This window comes from Marivita sp. NO-S04 (assembly GCF_059070475.1).
Genome location: NZ_CM180980.1, coordinates 1,473,036 through 1,487,947, shown reverse-complemented (window position 1 = coordinate 1,487,947; position 14,912 = coordinate 1,473,036). Strand labels below are relative to the sequence as shown.

General features: G+C 57.8%; 14 protein-coding genes and 2 tRNA genes. 5 read left to right on the top strand and 11 right to left on the bottom strand.

All coding sequences use genetic code 11. The annotated features are described in order from the left end of the window. Positions 1-46: 46 nt before the first annotated feature. Together istA and istB are read left to right on the top strand one after the other, a co-directional pair. Positions 47-1,543 carry an IS21 family transposase gene (istA, locus tag ACK3EW_RS07900; RefSeq protein ID WP_493809682.1) on the top strand — a complete coding sequence of 499 codons (1,497 nt, stop codon included), beginning with the start codon at positions 47-49 and terminating at the stop codon, positions 1,541-1,543. Then, positions 1,540-2,307: an IS21-like element helper ATPase IstB gene (gene istB, locus ACK3EW_RS07895; RefSeq protein ID WP_493806540.1), complete on the top strand. Its 768-nt coding sequence runs from the start codon at positions 1,540-1,542 to the stop codon at positions 2,305-2,307. Before istA ends, istB begins: the two co-directional genes overlap by 4 nt. 41 nt (positions 2,308-2,348) lie before the next feature. Here istB and ACK3EW_RS07890 read toward each other — a convergent pair whose 3' ends face one another. The 4 genes from ACK3EW_RS07890 to ACK3EW_RS07875 form a co-directional block, all read right to left on the bottom strand. Then, the gene (locus ACK3EW_RS07890) at positions 2,349-3,134 is read right to left on the bottom strand and encodes an amino acid ABC transporter ATP-binding protein (RefSeq protein ID WP_493809147.1); all 786 of its coding nucleotides are present in this window, start codon (positions 3,132-3,134) and stop codon (positions 2,349-2,351) included. 16 nt (positions 3,135-3,150) lie between these two features. Further along, on the bottom strand, positions 3,151-3,807 hold the full coding sequence (locus ACK3EW_RS07885; protein WP_493809146.1) for an amino acid ABC transporter permease: 657 nt from the start codon (positions 3,805-3,807) through the stop codon (positions 3,151-3,153). Between the two features lie 17 nt (positions 3,808-3,824). Continuing rightward, positions 3,825-4,472, bottom strand: a complete 648-nt coding sequence (locus tag ACK3EW_RS07880) for an amino acid ABC transporter permease (RefSeq protein WP_493809145.1) — start codon at positions 4,470-4,472, stop codon at positions 3,825-3,827. A 133-nt stretch (positions 4,473-4,605) separates the two neighbouring features. Then, the gene (locus ACK3EW_RS07875) at positions 4,606-5,385 is read right to left on the bottom strand and encodes a transporter substrate-binding domain-containing protein (RefSeq protein ID WP_493809144.1); all 780 of its coding nucleotides are present in this window, start codon (positions 5,383-5,385) and stop codon (positions 4,606-4,608) included. Between the two features lie 135 nt (positions 5,386-5,520). Here ACK3EW_RS07875 and ACK3EW_RS07870 point away from each other — a divergent pair, with 135 nt between their 5' ends. Next, on the top strand, positions 5,521-6,483 hold the full coding sequence (locus ACK3EW_RS07870; protein ID WP_493809143.1) for a LysR family transcriptional regulator: 963 nt from the start codon (positions 5,521-5,523) through the stop codon (positions 6,481-6,483). A gap of 141 nt (positions 6,484-6,624) precedes the next feature. Here ACK3EW_RS07870 and ACK3EW_RS07865 read toward each other — a convergent pair. Then, positions 6,625-6,700 (bottom strand) — tRNA-Val (locus ACK3EW_RS07865). Between the two features lie 165 nt (positions 6,701-6,865). On the opposite strand from ACK3EW_RS07865, the gene ACK3EW_RS07860 reads away from it, so the two are divergent. Next, positions 6,866-7,750 (top strand): LysR family transcriptional regulator, encoded by an 885-nt coding sequence (locus ACK3EW_RS07860; protein WP_493809142.1) that lies wholly within the window; start codon positions 6,866-6,868, stop codon positions 7,748-7,750. Between the two features lie 237 nt (positions 7,751-7,987). On the opposite strand, the gene ACK3EW_RS07855 is transcribed toward ACK3EW_RS07860, so the two are convergent. From ACK3EW_RS07855 to tgt, 6 genes are all read right to left on the bottom strand, one after another. Continuing rightward, positions 7,988-8,062: transfer RNA gene (locus tag ACK3EW_RS07855), tRNA-Val, on the bottom strand. A 19-nt stretch (positions 8,063-8,081) separates the two neighbouring features. Beyond that, positions 8,082-8,477 (bottom strand): HU family DNA-binding protein, encoded by a 396-nt coding sequence (locus tag ACK3EW_RS07850; RefSeq protein ID WP_439120089.1) that lies wholly within the window; start codon positions 8,475-8,477, stop codon positions 8,082-8,084. A 187-nt stretch (positions 8,478-8,664) separates the two neighbouring features. Then, on the bottom strand, positions 8,665-11,070 hold the full coding sequence (gene lon / locus ACK3EW_RS07845) for an endopeptidase La (protein WP_493809141.1): 2,406 nt from the start codon (positions 11,068-11,070) through the stop codon (positions 8,665-8,667). A gap of 222 nt (positions 11,071-11,292) precedes the next feature. Next, complete coding sequence (locus tag ACK3EW_RS07840; RefSeq protein WP_171046197.1) at positions 11,293-11,448, bottom strand: hypothetical protein; 156 nt, start codon at positions 11,446-11,448, stop codon at positions 11,293-11,295. A gap of 113 nt (positions 11,449-11,561) precedes the next feature. Then, positions 11,562-12,116 carry a hypothetical protein gene (locus ACK3EW_RS07835; RefSeq protein ID WP_493809140.1) on the bottom strand — a complete coding sequence of 185 codons (555 nt, stop codon included), beginning with the start codon at positions 12,114-12,116 and terminating at the stop codon, positions 11,562-11,564. Between the two features lie 133 nt (positions 12,117-12,249). Next, positions 12,250-13,380, bottom strand: a complete 1,131-nt coding sequence (gene tgt, locus ACK3EW_RS07830; RefSeq protein ID WP_493809139.1) for a tRNA guanosine(34) transglycosylase Tgt — start codon at positions 13,378-13,380, stop codon at positions 12,250-12,252. Positions 13,381-13,451: 71 nt separating this feature from the next. Between tgt and rimK the strand changes: the two genes are divergently transcribed. Further along, a complete protein-coding gene (gene rimK / locus ACK3EW_RS07825; protein ID WP_439120093.1) occupies positions 13,452-14,894 on the top strand; it encodes a 30S ribosomal protein S6--L-glutamate ligase in 1,443 nt (480 codons plus the stop codon). The last annotated feature ends 18 nt before the right edge of the window (positions 14,895-14,912 follow it).

The following is a 14,912-nucleotide window of genomic DNA, read 5'->3' as shown; positions in this document are numbered from 1 at the left end:
AATCCTGCCACTTTTCCCTTCTTGCATCGGCAGGGAGGGCGGGGAGATCTATACCGTGGAACTTTACAAGAAGGTTCGCTTGGCGTGTTCCGAGGGCATGAGCGCGCGGGCGGCGGCGAAGCATTTCAACATTTCGCGTGGGACGGTTGATAAGATGTTGGCCTTTTCGGTGCCGCCTGGCTACCGGCGGGACAAGCCGATCAGGCGGCCGAAGCTGGACGGGTTCACCGAGTTCATTGACGCCTGGCTTGAAGCCGACAAGGTCGTGCATCGCAAGCAGCGTCATACGGCCAAGCGGATATGGGAACGGCTTCAGGCCGAGCACGGCTTCACCGGAGGCTATACGATCGTCAAGGATTACGTGCGTGATCGCGAGCGGCGGACCCGGGAGATGTTTGTGCCGCTGGCTCATCCGCCGGGCCATGCTCAGGCCGATTTTGGCGAAGCGGTTGTCGTCATCGGCGGTGTCGAGCAGAAGGCGCACTTCTTCGTCATGGACCTGCCGCACAGCGATGCCTATTTCGTCCGGGCCTATCCAGCGGCGACGGCGGAGGCCTGGATAGACGGCCATGTCCGCGCGTTTGACTTCTTCGGCGGGGTGCCGCAGTCGGTGCTCTACGACAACGACCGCTGCCTGGTGTCGAAGATCCAACCGGACGGCACGCGCATCCGCGCCGCGCTGTTCAGCGGCTTGCAGTCGCATTACCTGTTTCGGGATCGCTATGGTCGGCCCGGGAAGGGGAACGACAAGGGCGCTGTCGAGGGGATGGTCGGCTACGCCCGCCGCAACCACATGGTGCCGATCCCCCACTTTGCCAGTTGGGACGATTTCAACGCAGACCTTGAAGGGCAGTGCCGCGCACGCCTGACGCGCATTCTTCGGGGTCACAAGGAGACGATCGGTGAGAGGTTGCAGCGCGATCTGGTCGCGATGCGCCCCCTGCCTGCCGCCCCGTTCGACGCCTGCGACCAAGCGGGCGGCAGGGTCAGCTCGCAGTCTCTCGTGCGCTATGACACCAACGATTACTCGGTCCCGGTCGCCTATGGCCACCAGGATGTCTGGATCCGCGGCTATGTCGATGAGGTCGTGATCGGCTGTCGCGGGGAGGTGATCGCCCGACACCCGCGCTGTTACGATCGCGAGGACATGATCTTTGATCCGGTTCACTACCTCCCGCTGATCGAGCGCAAGATCAATGCCTTGGACCAGGCCGCACCCTTGGCGGAATGGGACCTGCCCGAAGAGTTCCAGACTTTGCGCCGCCTGATGGAGGCGCGCATGCTCAAGATGGGGCGCCGCGAGTATGTGCAGGTGCTGCGTCTGCTCGAGACCTTCGAGATGGATGACCTGCATGCCGCCGTGAAGAAGGCCCTGAAGCTGGGCGCGGTCGGCTTCGACGCCGTGAAGCACCTCGTGCTTTGTCAGGTGGAGAAGCGCCCCCCGAGGCTTGATCTCGATGTCTACCCCTACTTGCCGCGGGCGAATGTCGAGACGACGCGGGCGGCCAGCTACATGGCCTTGATGTCGGAGGCGGCGGAATGACCGAGGCCCCGAAGATCCTGCTTGCCCACCATCTGAAGACGCTGAAGCTGCCCACATTCTTGCGGGAGCACGAGAAGGTTGCGCGTCAATGCGCCGCCGAAGGACTGGACCATGTCCAGTTCCTGTCGCGCCTCGTGGAACTGGAACTCATTGACCGCGAGCGGCGGATGGTCGAGCGCCGCATCAAGGCCGCGAAGTTCCCGGCCACCAAAAGCCTCGACAGCTTCGACTTCAAGGCGATCCCGAAGCTGAACAAGATGCAGGTGCTGGAACTGGGGCGTTGCGAATGGATCGACCGGCGTGAGAACGTGATCGCCCTCGGGCCCAGCGGAACCGGCAAAACCCACATTGCACTGGGCTTGGGACTGGCAGCCTGCCAGAAGGGCATGTCTGTCAGCTTCACCACCGCCGCCGCGCTGGTCAACGAGCTGATGGAGGCGCGAGACGAACGTCGGCTGCTGCGCGTCCAGAAGCAGATGGCTGCCGTGAAGCTGCTGATCATCGACGAGCTCGGATTCGTGCCCCTGTCCAAGACCGGCGCCGAGCTGCTTTTTGAGATGATCTCCCAGCGCTACGAGCGCGGCGCCACGCTGATCACCAGCAATCTGCCCTTCGATGAATGGACCGAGACCTTCGGCACCGAGCGGCTGACCGGCGCGCTCCTCGACCGGTTGACCCACCACGTCAACATCCTCGAGATGAACGGCGAAAGCTATCGCCTCGCGCAAAGCCGCGCACGCAAGCCCGGCGAAAACATCAACTGATCCAAAGCCCAGACTTGGACCTGACGGTCCAAGGCGGCCAGTCACCCGCCAGCTACATGGAGAGCGCGGCTGACTGGCCGCCGCTCATCACCCGCGTCCCGCGTAAACCCAAAGTGGCCCAGTTTTGCGCCGCCCCGTGGCCTAATTTTACTCCGCCGTTGACACATGAACAGAACACGGTCGCAAACAGAGGCCGCAAAATCCATCTCGTGGGTGACGATGATCATCGTCATGTGCTCTTCAGCGAGCTTTTTCATCACTTGGTTCACTTCACTCACCAACTCAGGATCAAGCGCAGACGTGGCTTCGTCGAACAGCATGAGTTTCGGATTCATCGCAAGGGCGCGGGCAATGGCGACCCGCTGCTTCTGCCCGCCCGAAAGCTGCGATGGATAGTAGTCGATCCGCTCAAGCATCCCAACCTTATCAAGCTGCTCTTTGGCAAGGGCGTCAGCCTCTTCGGCCGACAGTCCCTTGAGCATCTTCGGCGCCATGGTGACATTCTCGCGGGCTGTCATATGCGGGAAAAGGTTGAAATGCTGAAACACCATGCCGATCTGCTGGCGCATTTCGTTGATGTGTTTTTCATACTGCCGGTGAGGAAGCTGTTTGTTGACCTGCACCCCATCAAGCCAGACCTCCCCTCCTGTGAGGGCATCCAGATCGTTTATCGCGCGCAAGAGTGTGGATTTGCCAGAACCAGAGGGACCAATGATCGCCACGATCTGCCCGCGCGCAACGTTCAAGCTGATATCCTTCAACACTTCCAGCGTGCCAAACGACTTCTGAGCGTGGCGGATTTGAACGAAGTCGGTGCTTTCGGTCATCTTTCGTCTCCTCAGGTCAACGCGAAATGGCGATACGGCGCTCGATCCGGCGCTGCACCCATTCCATGCCAAGGTTGATCACGTAGTAGAAAGCCGCCGCCAATAGGTAGAACTCGAAAGGCCGGTAGGTCGCGCCAATCGCCCTCTGGGCGGACAGCGTCAGCTCGCTCACCCCGATCACAGAGACCAGCGCACTGTCTTTCAACAGCGCGATCATGTTGTTGCCAATAGGCGGGATCACCGCACGAACAGCTTGGGGAACGACCACTTTGCGCAGGGCCTGAGTGCGGCTCAAACCTAGCGTCCGCGCAGCCTCCATCTGGCCCCGGTCGACCGAGATGATCGCAGTCTGGATCAGTTCCGAATTGTAAACGGCGAAATGCAAGCCAAGTCCAATCACACCCGCCACGAATGCGGGCAGGTCGCTCCCAATCTGCACAAGTCCGAAGTAAATCAGGAAAAGCTGCAAAAGCAGCGGTGTGCCCATGAAGACGAACTCGAACGCCCGGAACGGCAAACGGATCACTGCAGGCGCATAAAGCGCAACCACCGCCAGCAAGATGCCCCCGAAAAAGCTGACCAGCGCAGCCACGACCGTAATGGCAATCGTCCAAAGACATCCAAGTAGGACAACATCCAGGTATTTGGGTATGACGGTGAAATCGAGCCCCATGTGTCAGCCTTTCCCGTTCATGTGATGCGCACCCTGCGGTCCAGCCAAGCAACACCACGGCCGGTTACATAGATGATGATCATGTAAAGAACGCCCGCGAGCAGGAACATTTCGAACGGCTTGTAGGTCGATCCAATGTAGCGCTGCGCAGTGTAGGTGAGCTCCACCACCGAAATCGCAGCCACAAGCGCGGTGGCCTTGATCAGCATATTCAGGTTCACCCCAAGAGGTCGCACCATCAACCGGGCTGCCTGCGGCAAGGTCACCTTGTAGAAGGTCTGAAACTGGCTCAGCCCAAGCGTGCGTGCGGCCTCGCGTTGGCCTTTGTCGATCGAGATAATCGCGCCACGGATTGTTTCCGTCATATATGCGCCTGCATTGATTCCAAGGCCGATCACGCCTGCCTCGAACGCATCAAGCTGGATGCCCACCTGCGGGCCACCGAAGTAGAGGATGAACAGTTGAATAAGCGCCGCTGTGCCGCGGAAGATGCTGACATATGTGGCCCCCAGCAAACGCAAGCTGGCGAAACGCGACAATCGCGCCGCAGCCCCCAAGGCACCAAAGGTCAAGCCCAACAGTGCCGTGAGCACCGACAGCAGGATCGTTATCCACGCAGCTTCCAGAAAGAACGGATAGACCCGCAGCATCAGGTCGATGTCCATCCAACGCCCCTCGTATTACGGCGGCATAGACCGCATCTTCATTCTCGTAGAAACGGCAGCGCCATCTGCACGAATACCCGATCGTAGATGAAAATGCTCTCTCCGCCCCCTAGTGCAGAGAGAGCATGACAGATCAGCGGATGTCTGCGCCGATCCATTCGTTGGCGATCTCAAGATAGGTGCCGTCTTCCATCATCGAATCCAGCGCCGCCTGCATGGCCGCAGACAATTCGGGATTGCCTTCACGGATCGCGATCCCTGCCCCGAACGGTTCAGTCGTCGGATCGGCAAACATCTCGAACGCCTGCCCTTTTTCACCCATCGCAAGAATTGCGGCAATGGAATCGTTCACGATGGCATCAACGCGCCCGTTCTCAAGCTCGAGCAGAAGTTCGGGCAATCCCTTGTAGGTATTGATGCTGTAGCCCCTCTCACGTGCCCATCCTTCGTGAGTTTCGCCCAGCGTGAGACCAACCTTCGCGCCTTCAAGGTCATCAAGGCTTTTGATGTCGGATCCGGGCTGCGTGAAAATCGCGCGCTTGTCCGAGTAATAAGGACCAACGAAATCCACGACCTCATCACGCTCTTCCGTAATGGTCATGGAACCTACGATGGCGTCATATTTGTTCGCCAACAGCCCACCAATGATCCCATCCCACGCAGTGGTGACGATCTCTGCTTCCATCCCCATCCGCTTTGCAATCTCGGTCCCGATTGCCGGGTCGAAACCAACAACCTCATTCTGATCGTTCACAAAGTTGAACGGAGGGTAAGCACCCGACATGGCAATGCGGATCACGCCCTTTTCCTTAAGAGTCTCAAGTTCCTCTGCGGCAACAGCGCCAGGTCCAAAGGCGGCAAAACCGGCGGCGGCTAAGATTGCAAGCTTCAAGGTGGCACGGCGAAAGATCATGTTTATCTCCATGTTGATTATTAAGTTTTTGGGCAGTCAAACGTGTCGGACGGGTCTAACCGTTTGATCAAAAGCTTGCATGCAAGCGTGTATTGCGCAAATAAATAATAAGGATCATAAATATAGATACAATCTATGCAGCCGCATCACACACGACGCTTTCCCTGGAATCTCGATTGGAACCTCCTGCGCACTTTCATGGTGATCGTGGAACAAAGAGGGATATCCAAGTCAGCCGCAGTCCTCGGACTGAAGCAGCCGACTGTCTCGGCTGCGCTCAAGCGTTTGGAAGAGACAGTTGGAAAGCAACTGATTGTACGAAAACCAAATGAGTTTTCCGTCACACGCGCCGGTCATGCCCTCTATACCGAAAGCGCCACGATTTTCGGTGCAGTGTCACAGCTCCCAGCCATTTTGGAGGAAGAGGTTGCTGAACTTCGTGGTCATATCTCCATCGCCATCACAAGCTCGGTCGACTGCCATCACTTCGATGACGTGCTGAGCCGTTTCTCGCAGGCACATCCCAGCGTGACTTACGCTTTTTCAGTCTTCGAAAGCGAAGACGTAGAGAACATGGTCGCCCTCAACAGAGCCAGTTTGGGAATTTGCCTGCTGTCGTCTCTTCCCAAGCAGTTGGAACACAGCGTTTTGTACAAGGAATACTTCGGTCTCTATTGTGGACCAAGGCATCGCCTGTTTCACACCGAGACCGTTTCCCAAAGCGACCTAGAGGGCGAGCCCTTTGTCGCGTTTCAAACTGAGGATGTCGGCGGTCCCCTGGAGGAAATATCCAAATTGCGTGCCCGACTGAAACTGTCACGCGAATGGCGCGGCGTGTCATCCAGCCTGAACGAAATGCGACGCATGATCATTGCGAATATAGGCCTTGGAGCTCTGCCGGTTCATGTCGCCCGCAAAGACGTAGAGGCCGGAAATCTCAGACAGCTCCCCCCATATGAACATCTTCCCGAGGTCAGCATCTACCTGCTCAACAACCCGGCGCGACGGCATACCGACGCTGAAAAAGCACTTCTTGCAGCCATCCGGTCCAAGCTAGATGCTGTGCCTCTAGAAGAACGAACCTACGGAGGGCAGTGACCTTCGGTCAACAGGTCCGCTGCGGTCAGCGACCGGCGATACCTCAGAGCCATCGTAACAAGGCTGCAAACCGGTCGAAAAGCAGGCAACCTGTGCCATGCCTGAAATACAAGGGGTTTCTTTAGTATCAACGGCTTGGGATGGTGGGTGATGAGAGACTCGAACTCCCGACATCTTCGGTGTAAACGAAGCGCTCTACCAACTGAGCTAATCACCCGTGCGGCAAGCCATTAACGAATGCCGCGCGCGTGTTCAAGCCTGAATTCTTGCTACGGTCAAAGACTTTTACCAACCGGTCCTGCATCGAGGATTGACCAAGGTTGGGAGTTACTCTCAAAATGGCCAAGGACCATGTCCGCCCTTGAAAGTACCGGGAAATTCCATGCTGGATTGGAGCGCATTGCGCGTCATTTTGAACATCCACCGCGAAGGCAGCATGGTCAAGGCGGCACGGATCCTAAAGACAAGCCAACCTACGTTGTCGCGCCAATTGGCAAAGGCCGAAAAAGAGCTTGGCGTCAAACTCTTCGAACGCCGGCAGGGCAAGCTTGTCGCGACAGAAGCTGGACGGGCTGTCAGTGACCACAGCCAAAATATCGAACGCCAGCTGCAAGGTCTTGAAGACACGCTGCGAAACATCGACAACGAAATGTCGGGCCTGATCCGCATCAGCGCACCGGCACAGCTTTTACCCTATTCGCTGGGCGACGTGCTGGTTGAGTTTCAGCAAACCTATCCAGATATCACTCTGGAAGTCAGAGTAACCGACGAGATGGCGGATTTCGCGGCTGGCGAAATCGACGTGGTGTTTCGCGCTGAAGAAAATCCCAAGCCCAGTCTATGGGGGCATCGTATTGCGCGGCTCAGCACGCGCTTTTTTGCCCACGAAGACCTGCTTGCCAAATTTGGTGACACCAGCGAAGCGCTCAAGCAAGCCAAGCTGGTTCCGCTTGTGGTCCACAGTGGAGTTGTCGTGTCATCGGAAAGTGAGACACTTAAGCTTTTTCCGCAGGGGCGGATCGTGATGCGAACAGACAATCTTGAGACCAGCGCAACATTCGTGAGGCGCGGGCTGGGCATCGGTCGCCTGCCAGAAATCGTCGGCAGGAACCTTCCGCGTGTCAAAGCGATTGAAGAACTGTCCGCCCCAACCCAGCGCAGCCTTTGGGTTTTGACACATCAGGACTTACGGGACGTGAAACGTATCCGCAGCTTTATCGAGTTCGTAAAGGAAAAAGCCGCCAACGATCCCACGGTGCCTCAATAGAAATTGGCTGTGGCGCACGTATCAATTGGGATGGGGAAAAGTGCTACACTCTCCTACATAATAATTTATGCAGAACACTCGATAAACCACACTCGGAAGAGTGCCGCACGATCCTGTTACGTCACGAACGCAGAGCAAGAAACAAAAGATGTCGGAATTGCCCTATTCATATCTGAATACTTGAAACGCCTAAAACACGCACTAAGCGCCACATCGTGAATATACCAAAAAGGAGAATGGTGGGTGATAAGGGATTTGAACCCCTGACATCTTCGATGTGAACGAAGCGCTCTACCACTGAGCTAATCACCCATTGGCAGGGGTCTTAGCGTCACTCGGCAGCCTGTGCAAGAGGGTCCGGCGCTTCTGTTTGCTGCGGTTCTGTGCGACGCAGGCGTGTTGTGATGATGTGTGCTTTGGTGGTCTTCTTCATGCGGGTGATCTTGAGTTTACCCATCGGAGCGAGGTTCAGTTCGCGCCCGTCCGCAATTGTTTCGCCAAGCACGGCCAGCATGGCATCGACGACGGGCTTCACTTCGCGTTTCTTCACGCCGCTGCGCGCAACAATCGTGTCGATCAGCTCTTTCTTCTTCAACTCCGGGCCTGTGATCTTTGGCGTTTCGTTCACAACCACTTCGGGTTCCGGCGCCTGCGCCGCAGCTTTTGTCGCGGTCGTGGACGCTTTGGGTGTTCTGGCGGGAGTCGTCGTTTTCTTGGTCGTCGACATCAATTTCATCCTTTGTCTGCTCTGACTTTTATTGGCGGATATTAAGCCACCATAGCAAAAACGCGCACTTTATCCAGTGATTTAACCAAAGCAGACCACAAAATGAGCTAATCGCAACCCGATCATCTATCAAAAAAAACGCCGCCCCGATTTGGGGCGGCGTCGGTAACAGGATTGTTGGACGCGTTTAGTGAGCGATTGCCGATGCGCCGCCATTGTCCTTGCTCATCGCCTGGGCCGCTGCCTCTTCAGCAGCTTCGTCCCACTCGATCGGCTCGGGTTTTGACACCAGTGCCAGCTTCAGAACGTCCGACACATGCTCCACGGGAATGATCTCGAGCCCGTTTTTCACATTGTCCGGCAGCTCGGCCAGATCTTTCTCGTTTTCCTGAGGGATCAGCACCGTCTTGATGCCGCCGCGCAGGGCTGCGAGCAGTTTCTCTTTCAACCCACCAATCGGCATCGCATTACCACGAAGGGATACTTCGCCCGTCATGGCAATATCGCGTTTCACCGGGATGCCAGTCAGCACGGATACAATCGACGTCACCATGGCAAGACCAGCAGAGGGGCCGTCCTTGGGTGTCGCGCCATCAGGCACGTGAACGTGGATGTCCATCTGGTCGAACTTCGTAGGCTTCACCCCGATTTCAGGCGCGATAGACCGCACATAGCTGGCTGCCGCATCGATCGATTCCTTCATCACGTCGCCCAGCTTCCCGGTGGTCTTCATCCGACCTTTACCCGGCAGCTTAAGCGCCTCGATGTGCAGCAAATCCCCACCAACCGACGTGTAGGCCAAACCGGTCACAACACCGACCTGGTTCTCGTCCTCGGCCAGACCATAGCGGTACTTCCGAACGCCAAGGAAATCGTCAAGGTTGTCGGACGAAATGACCACCTTTTCTTCTTCCTTCTTGACGATCTTAGTCACCGCCTTGCGCGCCAGCTTGGAAATCTCACGCTCAAGATTCCGCACGCCCGCTTCGCGGGTGTAGTAGCGGATCATGTCGGTCAACGCTTCGTCCGTCAGCTCGAACTCACCCTTCTTGAGGCCGTGGTTCTTGACCTGCTTCGAAATCAGGTGACGCTTGGCGATCTCTGCCTTTTCGTCTTCGGTGTAACCCGCGAGCGGAATGATCTCCATCCGGTCCAAAAGCGGTCCCGGCATATTGTAGGAGTTCGCCGTGGTCAGGAACATAACGTTCGACAGGTCGTATTCCAATTCAAGATAGTGGTCCACGAAGGTGCCATTCTGTTCCGGATCAAGCACTTCGAGCATTGCCGACGCGGGATCACCCCGGAAGTCCTGACCCATCTTGTCGATCTCATCGAGCAGGATCAGCGGGTTCGTCGTCTTGGCTTTTTTCAGCGCTTGAATGATCTTACCCGGCATAGAACCGATATAGGTCCGACGGTGACCGCGGATTTCGGATTCGTCGCGCACCCCGCCCAGCGAAATGCGAATGAACTCACGACCCGTGGCCTTGGCTACGGATTTACCAAGCGACGTCTTACCCACACCCGGAGGGCCGACAAGGCACATGATCGGGCCTTTCAACTTTTTGCTGCGCTGCTGCACAGCAAGGTATTCGACAATGCGTTCCTTGACCTTCTCAAGACCGAAATGATCCGCATCGAGGATCTTTTCAGCATTGCCCAGATCCTTCTTCACGCGGGATTTGACGCCCCAAGGGATCGACAGCATCCAGTCAAGATAATTGCGCACGACCGTCGCTTCCGCGCTCATCGGGCTCATGTTCTTGAGCTTCTTGATCTCGGCATCGGCCTTTTCTCGGGCTTCCTTGGACAGCTTGGTCGCACCGACCTTGGCTTCCAGTTCGGCCACTTCGTTCTGGCCGTCCTCGCCATCGCCAAGCTCCTTCTGAATGGCCTTCATCTGCTCATTCAGATAGTACTCACGCTGGGTGCGCTCCATCTGGGACTTGACGCGCGTCTTGATCTTCTTCTCGACCTGCAGAACGCTCATCTCGCCCTGCATCAGGCCATAGACCTTCTCCAGCCGCTCGCTCACGGAGAGCGTTTCCAAAAGCTCCTGCTTCTGGTTAACCTCGATCCCAAGGTGACCCGCAACAAGATCAGCCAGCTTGGCCGGCGCATCCGCGTCCGATACCGCGCCCAGCGCCTCTTCGGGGATGTTCTTTTTGACCTTGGCGTAACGTTCGAACTCTTCGCCCACAGTGCGCACAAGCGCAGTGATCGACGCTGGGTCGCCCGGCATCTCGGTCAGATATTCGGCACGGGCCTCGAAGAAGTTATCGTTCTCGACATATTCCGTGATGCGCACGCGGTTCTGACCTTCGACAAGCACTTTCACCGTGCCGTCGGGCAGTTTGAGCAGTTGCAACACATTGGCCAGCACGCCAGCCCGGTAAATCCCATCGGTCTGCGGATCGTCCTCGGATGGGTCCATCTGGCTTGCAAGCAGGATCTGCTTGTCATCCGCCATCACTTCTTCCAGCGCGCGAACCGACTTGTCACGGCCCACGAACAGCGGGACGATCATGTGCGGGAAGACAACAATGTCTCGCAGCGGCAACACTGGGTAGGAGGCGTTAAGGGGCTCTTGCATGCTCGTATCCTTATCATTGGCAAGATGGCACCGGCCCCGCTCGGCGGCAGCACTGACCATCTCCGGTCATGGAGCTTAAAGGTGGGTCTCACCACCGCAGGTTTCAACCTTGCTCCGACTGCAACCACCATATCCTGATGGTCAGAGCCTGCAAGGTGGCTTTTGGTTCAAGCGTTAACACAGACCGTACCCGTCACCTGCAAGAGCGGTGCCACCAAGCTGTCAGTCAGAGGCTTTCTTTGCAGCTGCCGCCTTCATCCGCGCCAGCAACGCCGCTTTTGACTCGGACTGTGCCGCGTCTTTTGACGGGGTCTTGTGAGGGTTGAATTTCGGCGTGCCCTTTGTCGATTTGGGGGCGCCGGATTTTCCGTAATCCATGTTTGGCTCCTGTGCCCGGTTCGGGCGATTGGGCAGCTTTGCCCCAAGCCGACGGGCGTCGCAAGGGGCACGTGGTCCCGATCGCGCTCAGCCCACTGCGGAACCCAAGCTGATCAGTTCGAGCTGCGCTGCATCATCATCTGATGGACCGCATGCATGCCCTGCTCGACCATTGCAGTCACTTCTGCGGCATGTGTGTGCAAGGCCGCGACCACGTCGGGGTCGTCCGAGGTCTGGATCACGATCACGCCATCCTCGGTCACATCCACTTCGGACAGGATTCTGTCGCCGCGCGCAAAGAAGATATCGAGCGTCGGGCTTTGAATGAAGATCTTGGGGTCATTCATTTGCCCCACCCTGTCGATCATCCCCACTGTATGGTTGACCAGCGCATCCATCACCTCTGGGTCAGTCGACCGCGTGACCGTGCGAATGCCGTTGGACAGGTTTTCGACCTCGCGGCTCATGGTTTGGAACCGCTGGAACATGATCGCCAATTCCGCGCTTTCCTCAGCCGTCGCGTTCTCTCCCTGCAAGCCCGGCATATTGGCCATTTCATGGCCCGCACCATTGGCCCCATGCATATGTCCGTGACCATGCATCTGCGCTGAAATAGGCCCGGACACCAAGACGCTGAACATCAGGATCGTCCCAAGTACGTACCGCATCTGCGACCTCTCCATGCTGGGTAACAGCACTCTATTCATGTTTCGGCTGGAGACAAAGCGTCAAACCGCCTCCCCAGCTTCATCTTGCCCAAAAACTCCGGGGGTTCGGGGGCTGGCCCCCGATCCGTCCGTCTCAAAGCGGCTCGATATCTCCCAAGGCGCGCTGTGCGTGAAACCGCGCCTCAAACTCCGCAAACTGGCCTCCGGCAATTGCGTCCCGCATCCCCTGCATCAGTTCTTGGTAGTAATGCAGGTTGTGCCAGGTCAGCAGCATCCCCGAGATCATCTCTTGCGCGCGAAACACGTGGTGCAGATAGGCGCGGCTGTAGTTCCGACACGCGGGACAGGTGCACGCCTCATCCAAAGGCCGAGGGTCATCCTGATGCCGCGCGTTCTTGATGTTGACCTGCCCACGCCGCGTCCAAGCCTGCCCGGTGCGGCCAGAGCGTGACGGCAACACGCAGTCCATCATATCCACACCACGTTTGACCGCACCAACGATGTCGTCCGGCTTGCCTACACCCATGAGGTAGCGCGGCCGGTCCACGGGCAATTGGCTGGGTGCAAAATCAAGACAGCCAAACATCGCCTCCTGCCCTTCGCCAACGGCCAACCCACCGATGGCATAGCCGTCGAACCCGATGGCTTTCAAAGCCTCCGCCGATTCCTCGCGGAAATCCTGCTCCAACCCGCCCTGCTGGATACCGAACAGCATATGTCCGGGCCGGTCGCCAAACGCGTCTTTCGACCGCTCTGCCCAGCGCATCGACAGGCGCATCGACTCGGCGATCCGATCCCTATCTGCAGGCAATGCGGGGCATTCGTCGAAACACATCACGATGTCCGATCCCAACAGACGCTGGATCGCCATCGACCGCTCAGGTTTCAGCTCGTGCTTTGACCCGTCGATATGCGATTTGAATGTCACGCCTGTCTCTGTCAGCTTGCGCAGATCAGCAAGGCTCATGACCTGAAAGCCGCCTGAATCCGTCAGGATAGGCTTGTCCCAGTTCATGAACTGGTGCAGCCCTCCCAAGCGGTCGATCCGCTCGGCTGTGGGGCGCAGCATCAGGTGATAGGTGTTGCCCAGCAGGATGTCCGCCCCTGTGGCAGCCACGCTTTCGGGCATCATCGCCTTGACCGTCGCCGCCGTGCCCACGGGCATGAAGGCCGGCGTGCGGATGGTTCCGCGCGGCGTGGTGATGGCCCCTGTCCGTGCCAGTCCATCGGTGGCGTGCAGGGCGAAGGAAGAAGAAACTGTCATGATCCGGCCTTACTTGCAGAGCGCGCCCTTGTGCGCCAAATCACCCGAATTGCCAAGGAGGCGCGATTCCCATGTCCGACAAAACATCCAACTCCCCCGAGCCATCAGGCACGGGACCAGAGGCGTTGCTGACCTTCGGCTGGGAAGAATGGGTCAGCCTGCCTGATCTCGGCCTGCCCGCAATCCGCGCAAAGGTGGACACTGGGGCGCGCACGTCGGCCCTGCATGCGGCAGACATTGAGGTGTTCGGATCAGCCAGCAAACCGCGGGTGCGTTTCGCGGTATACCCGATTCCCGGACGCGACGACCTGATGATCCCCTGCTCTGCCCCGATCGTGGATCGGCGCGACGTCACCTCGTCCAATGGAGAAACCGAAAGCCGCTACGTCATCGCATCGAAACTCAATGTCGGCGGCCATGCGTGGGACATCGAGATCACGCTGACGGATCGCGGCACGATGAGCAATCGGATGCTGCTGGGCCGTCAGGCGCTCAAGGATCACGTCAACATCGTACCCAGCGAACGGTTCCACCAGCCCGAGCTGGATTTCGATGTCTACCACACCCCCAAAGTGCGCAGCATTGCCCCGAACCGGGCCCTGCGCGTCGCCGTCCTCAGCCGGGAAAACAACTATTCCACCAACCGTCTGGTCGAAGAAGGCGAAAAGCGCGGACACTCGGTCGAGGTGATCGACACCACCCGCTGCTATATGGCAATCAACGCAATGGCACCCGAAGTCTATTATGACGGCAAACGCCTGCCCCGCTATGACGCTGTCATTCCACGCATCGGCGCATCGATCACGCCCTATGGCACCGCCATTGTGCGTCAATTCGAATCCATCGGCACCTTCGTGGTCAACGGCAGCGCGGGCATCACATCCAGCCGGGACAAGCTGCACGCGCACCAGATACTGGCCCGCCACCGCATCGGTATGCCGCCTACTGCTTTTGCCAACTCGCCCAAGGACACATCGAACCTGATCGGTCTTGTCGGCACCGCCCCCTTGATCGTCAAACTGCTGGAATCAACCCAAGGCAAAGGCGTTGTCCTTGCAGAAACCAAAAAAGCCGCCGAATCCGTGATTGACGCCTTCCGAGGGTTGAAAGCCAACTTCCTCGTTCAGGATTTCGTCAAGGAAGCAGCGGGCGAAGACATCCGTTGCCTTGTCGTAAACGGCAAAGTGGTGGCATCGATGAAACGCACCGGCTCAGAGGGCGATTTCCGCTCCAACCTGCACCGGGGCGGCACAGCGCAAAAGGTTCGCATCAGCAAAGAAGAACGCGAAACTGCTGCCCGCGCTGCACGCGTCTTCGGGCTTGGGTTCGCTGGTGTCGATATGCTGCGCTCCAACTCCGGGCCAAAGGTGCTCGAAGTGAACTCCTCCCCGGGCCTCGAAGGGATCGAGATTGCAAGTGGCAAGAATATTGCAGGGCTGCTGTACGACGCTATCGAAGAAAAGGTCCGACCCACCCCTGTGCCGCGACGCAAAAAACACCCAAAAGCGAATTAGAACAGAGCCGTCTCAAAT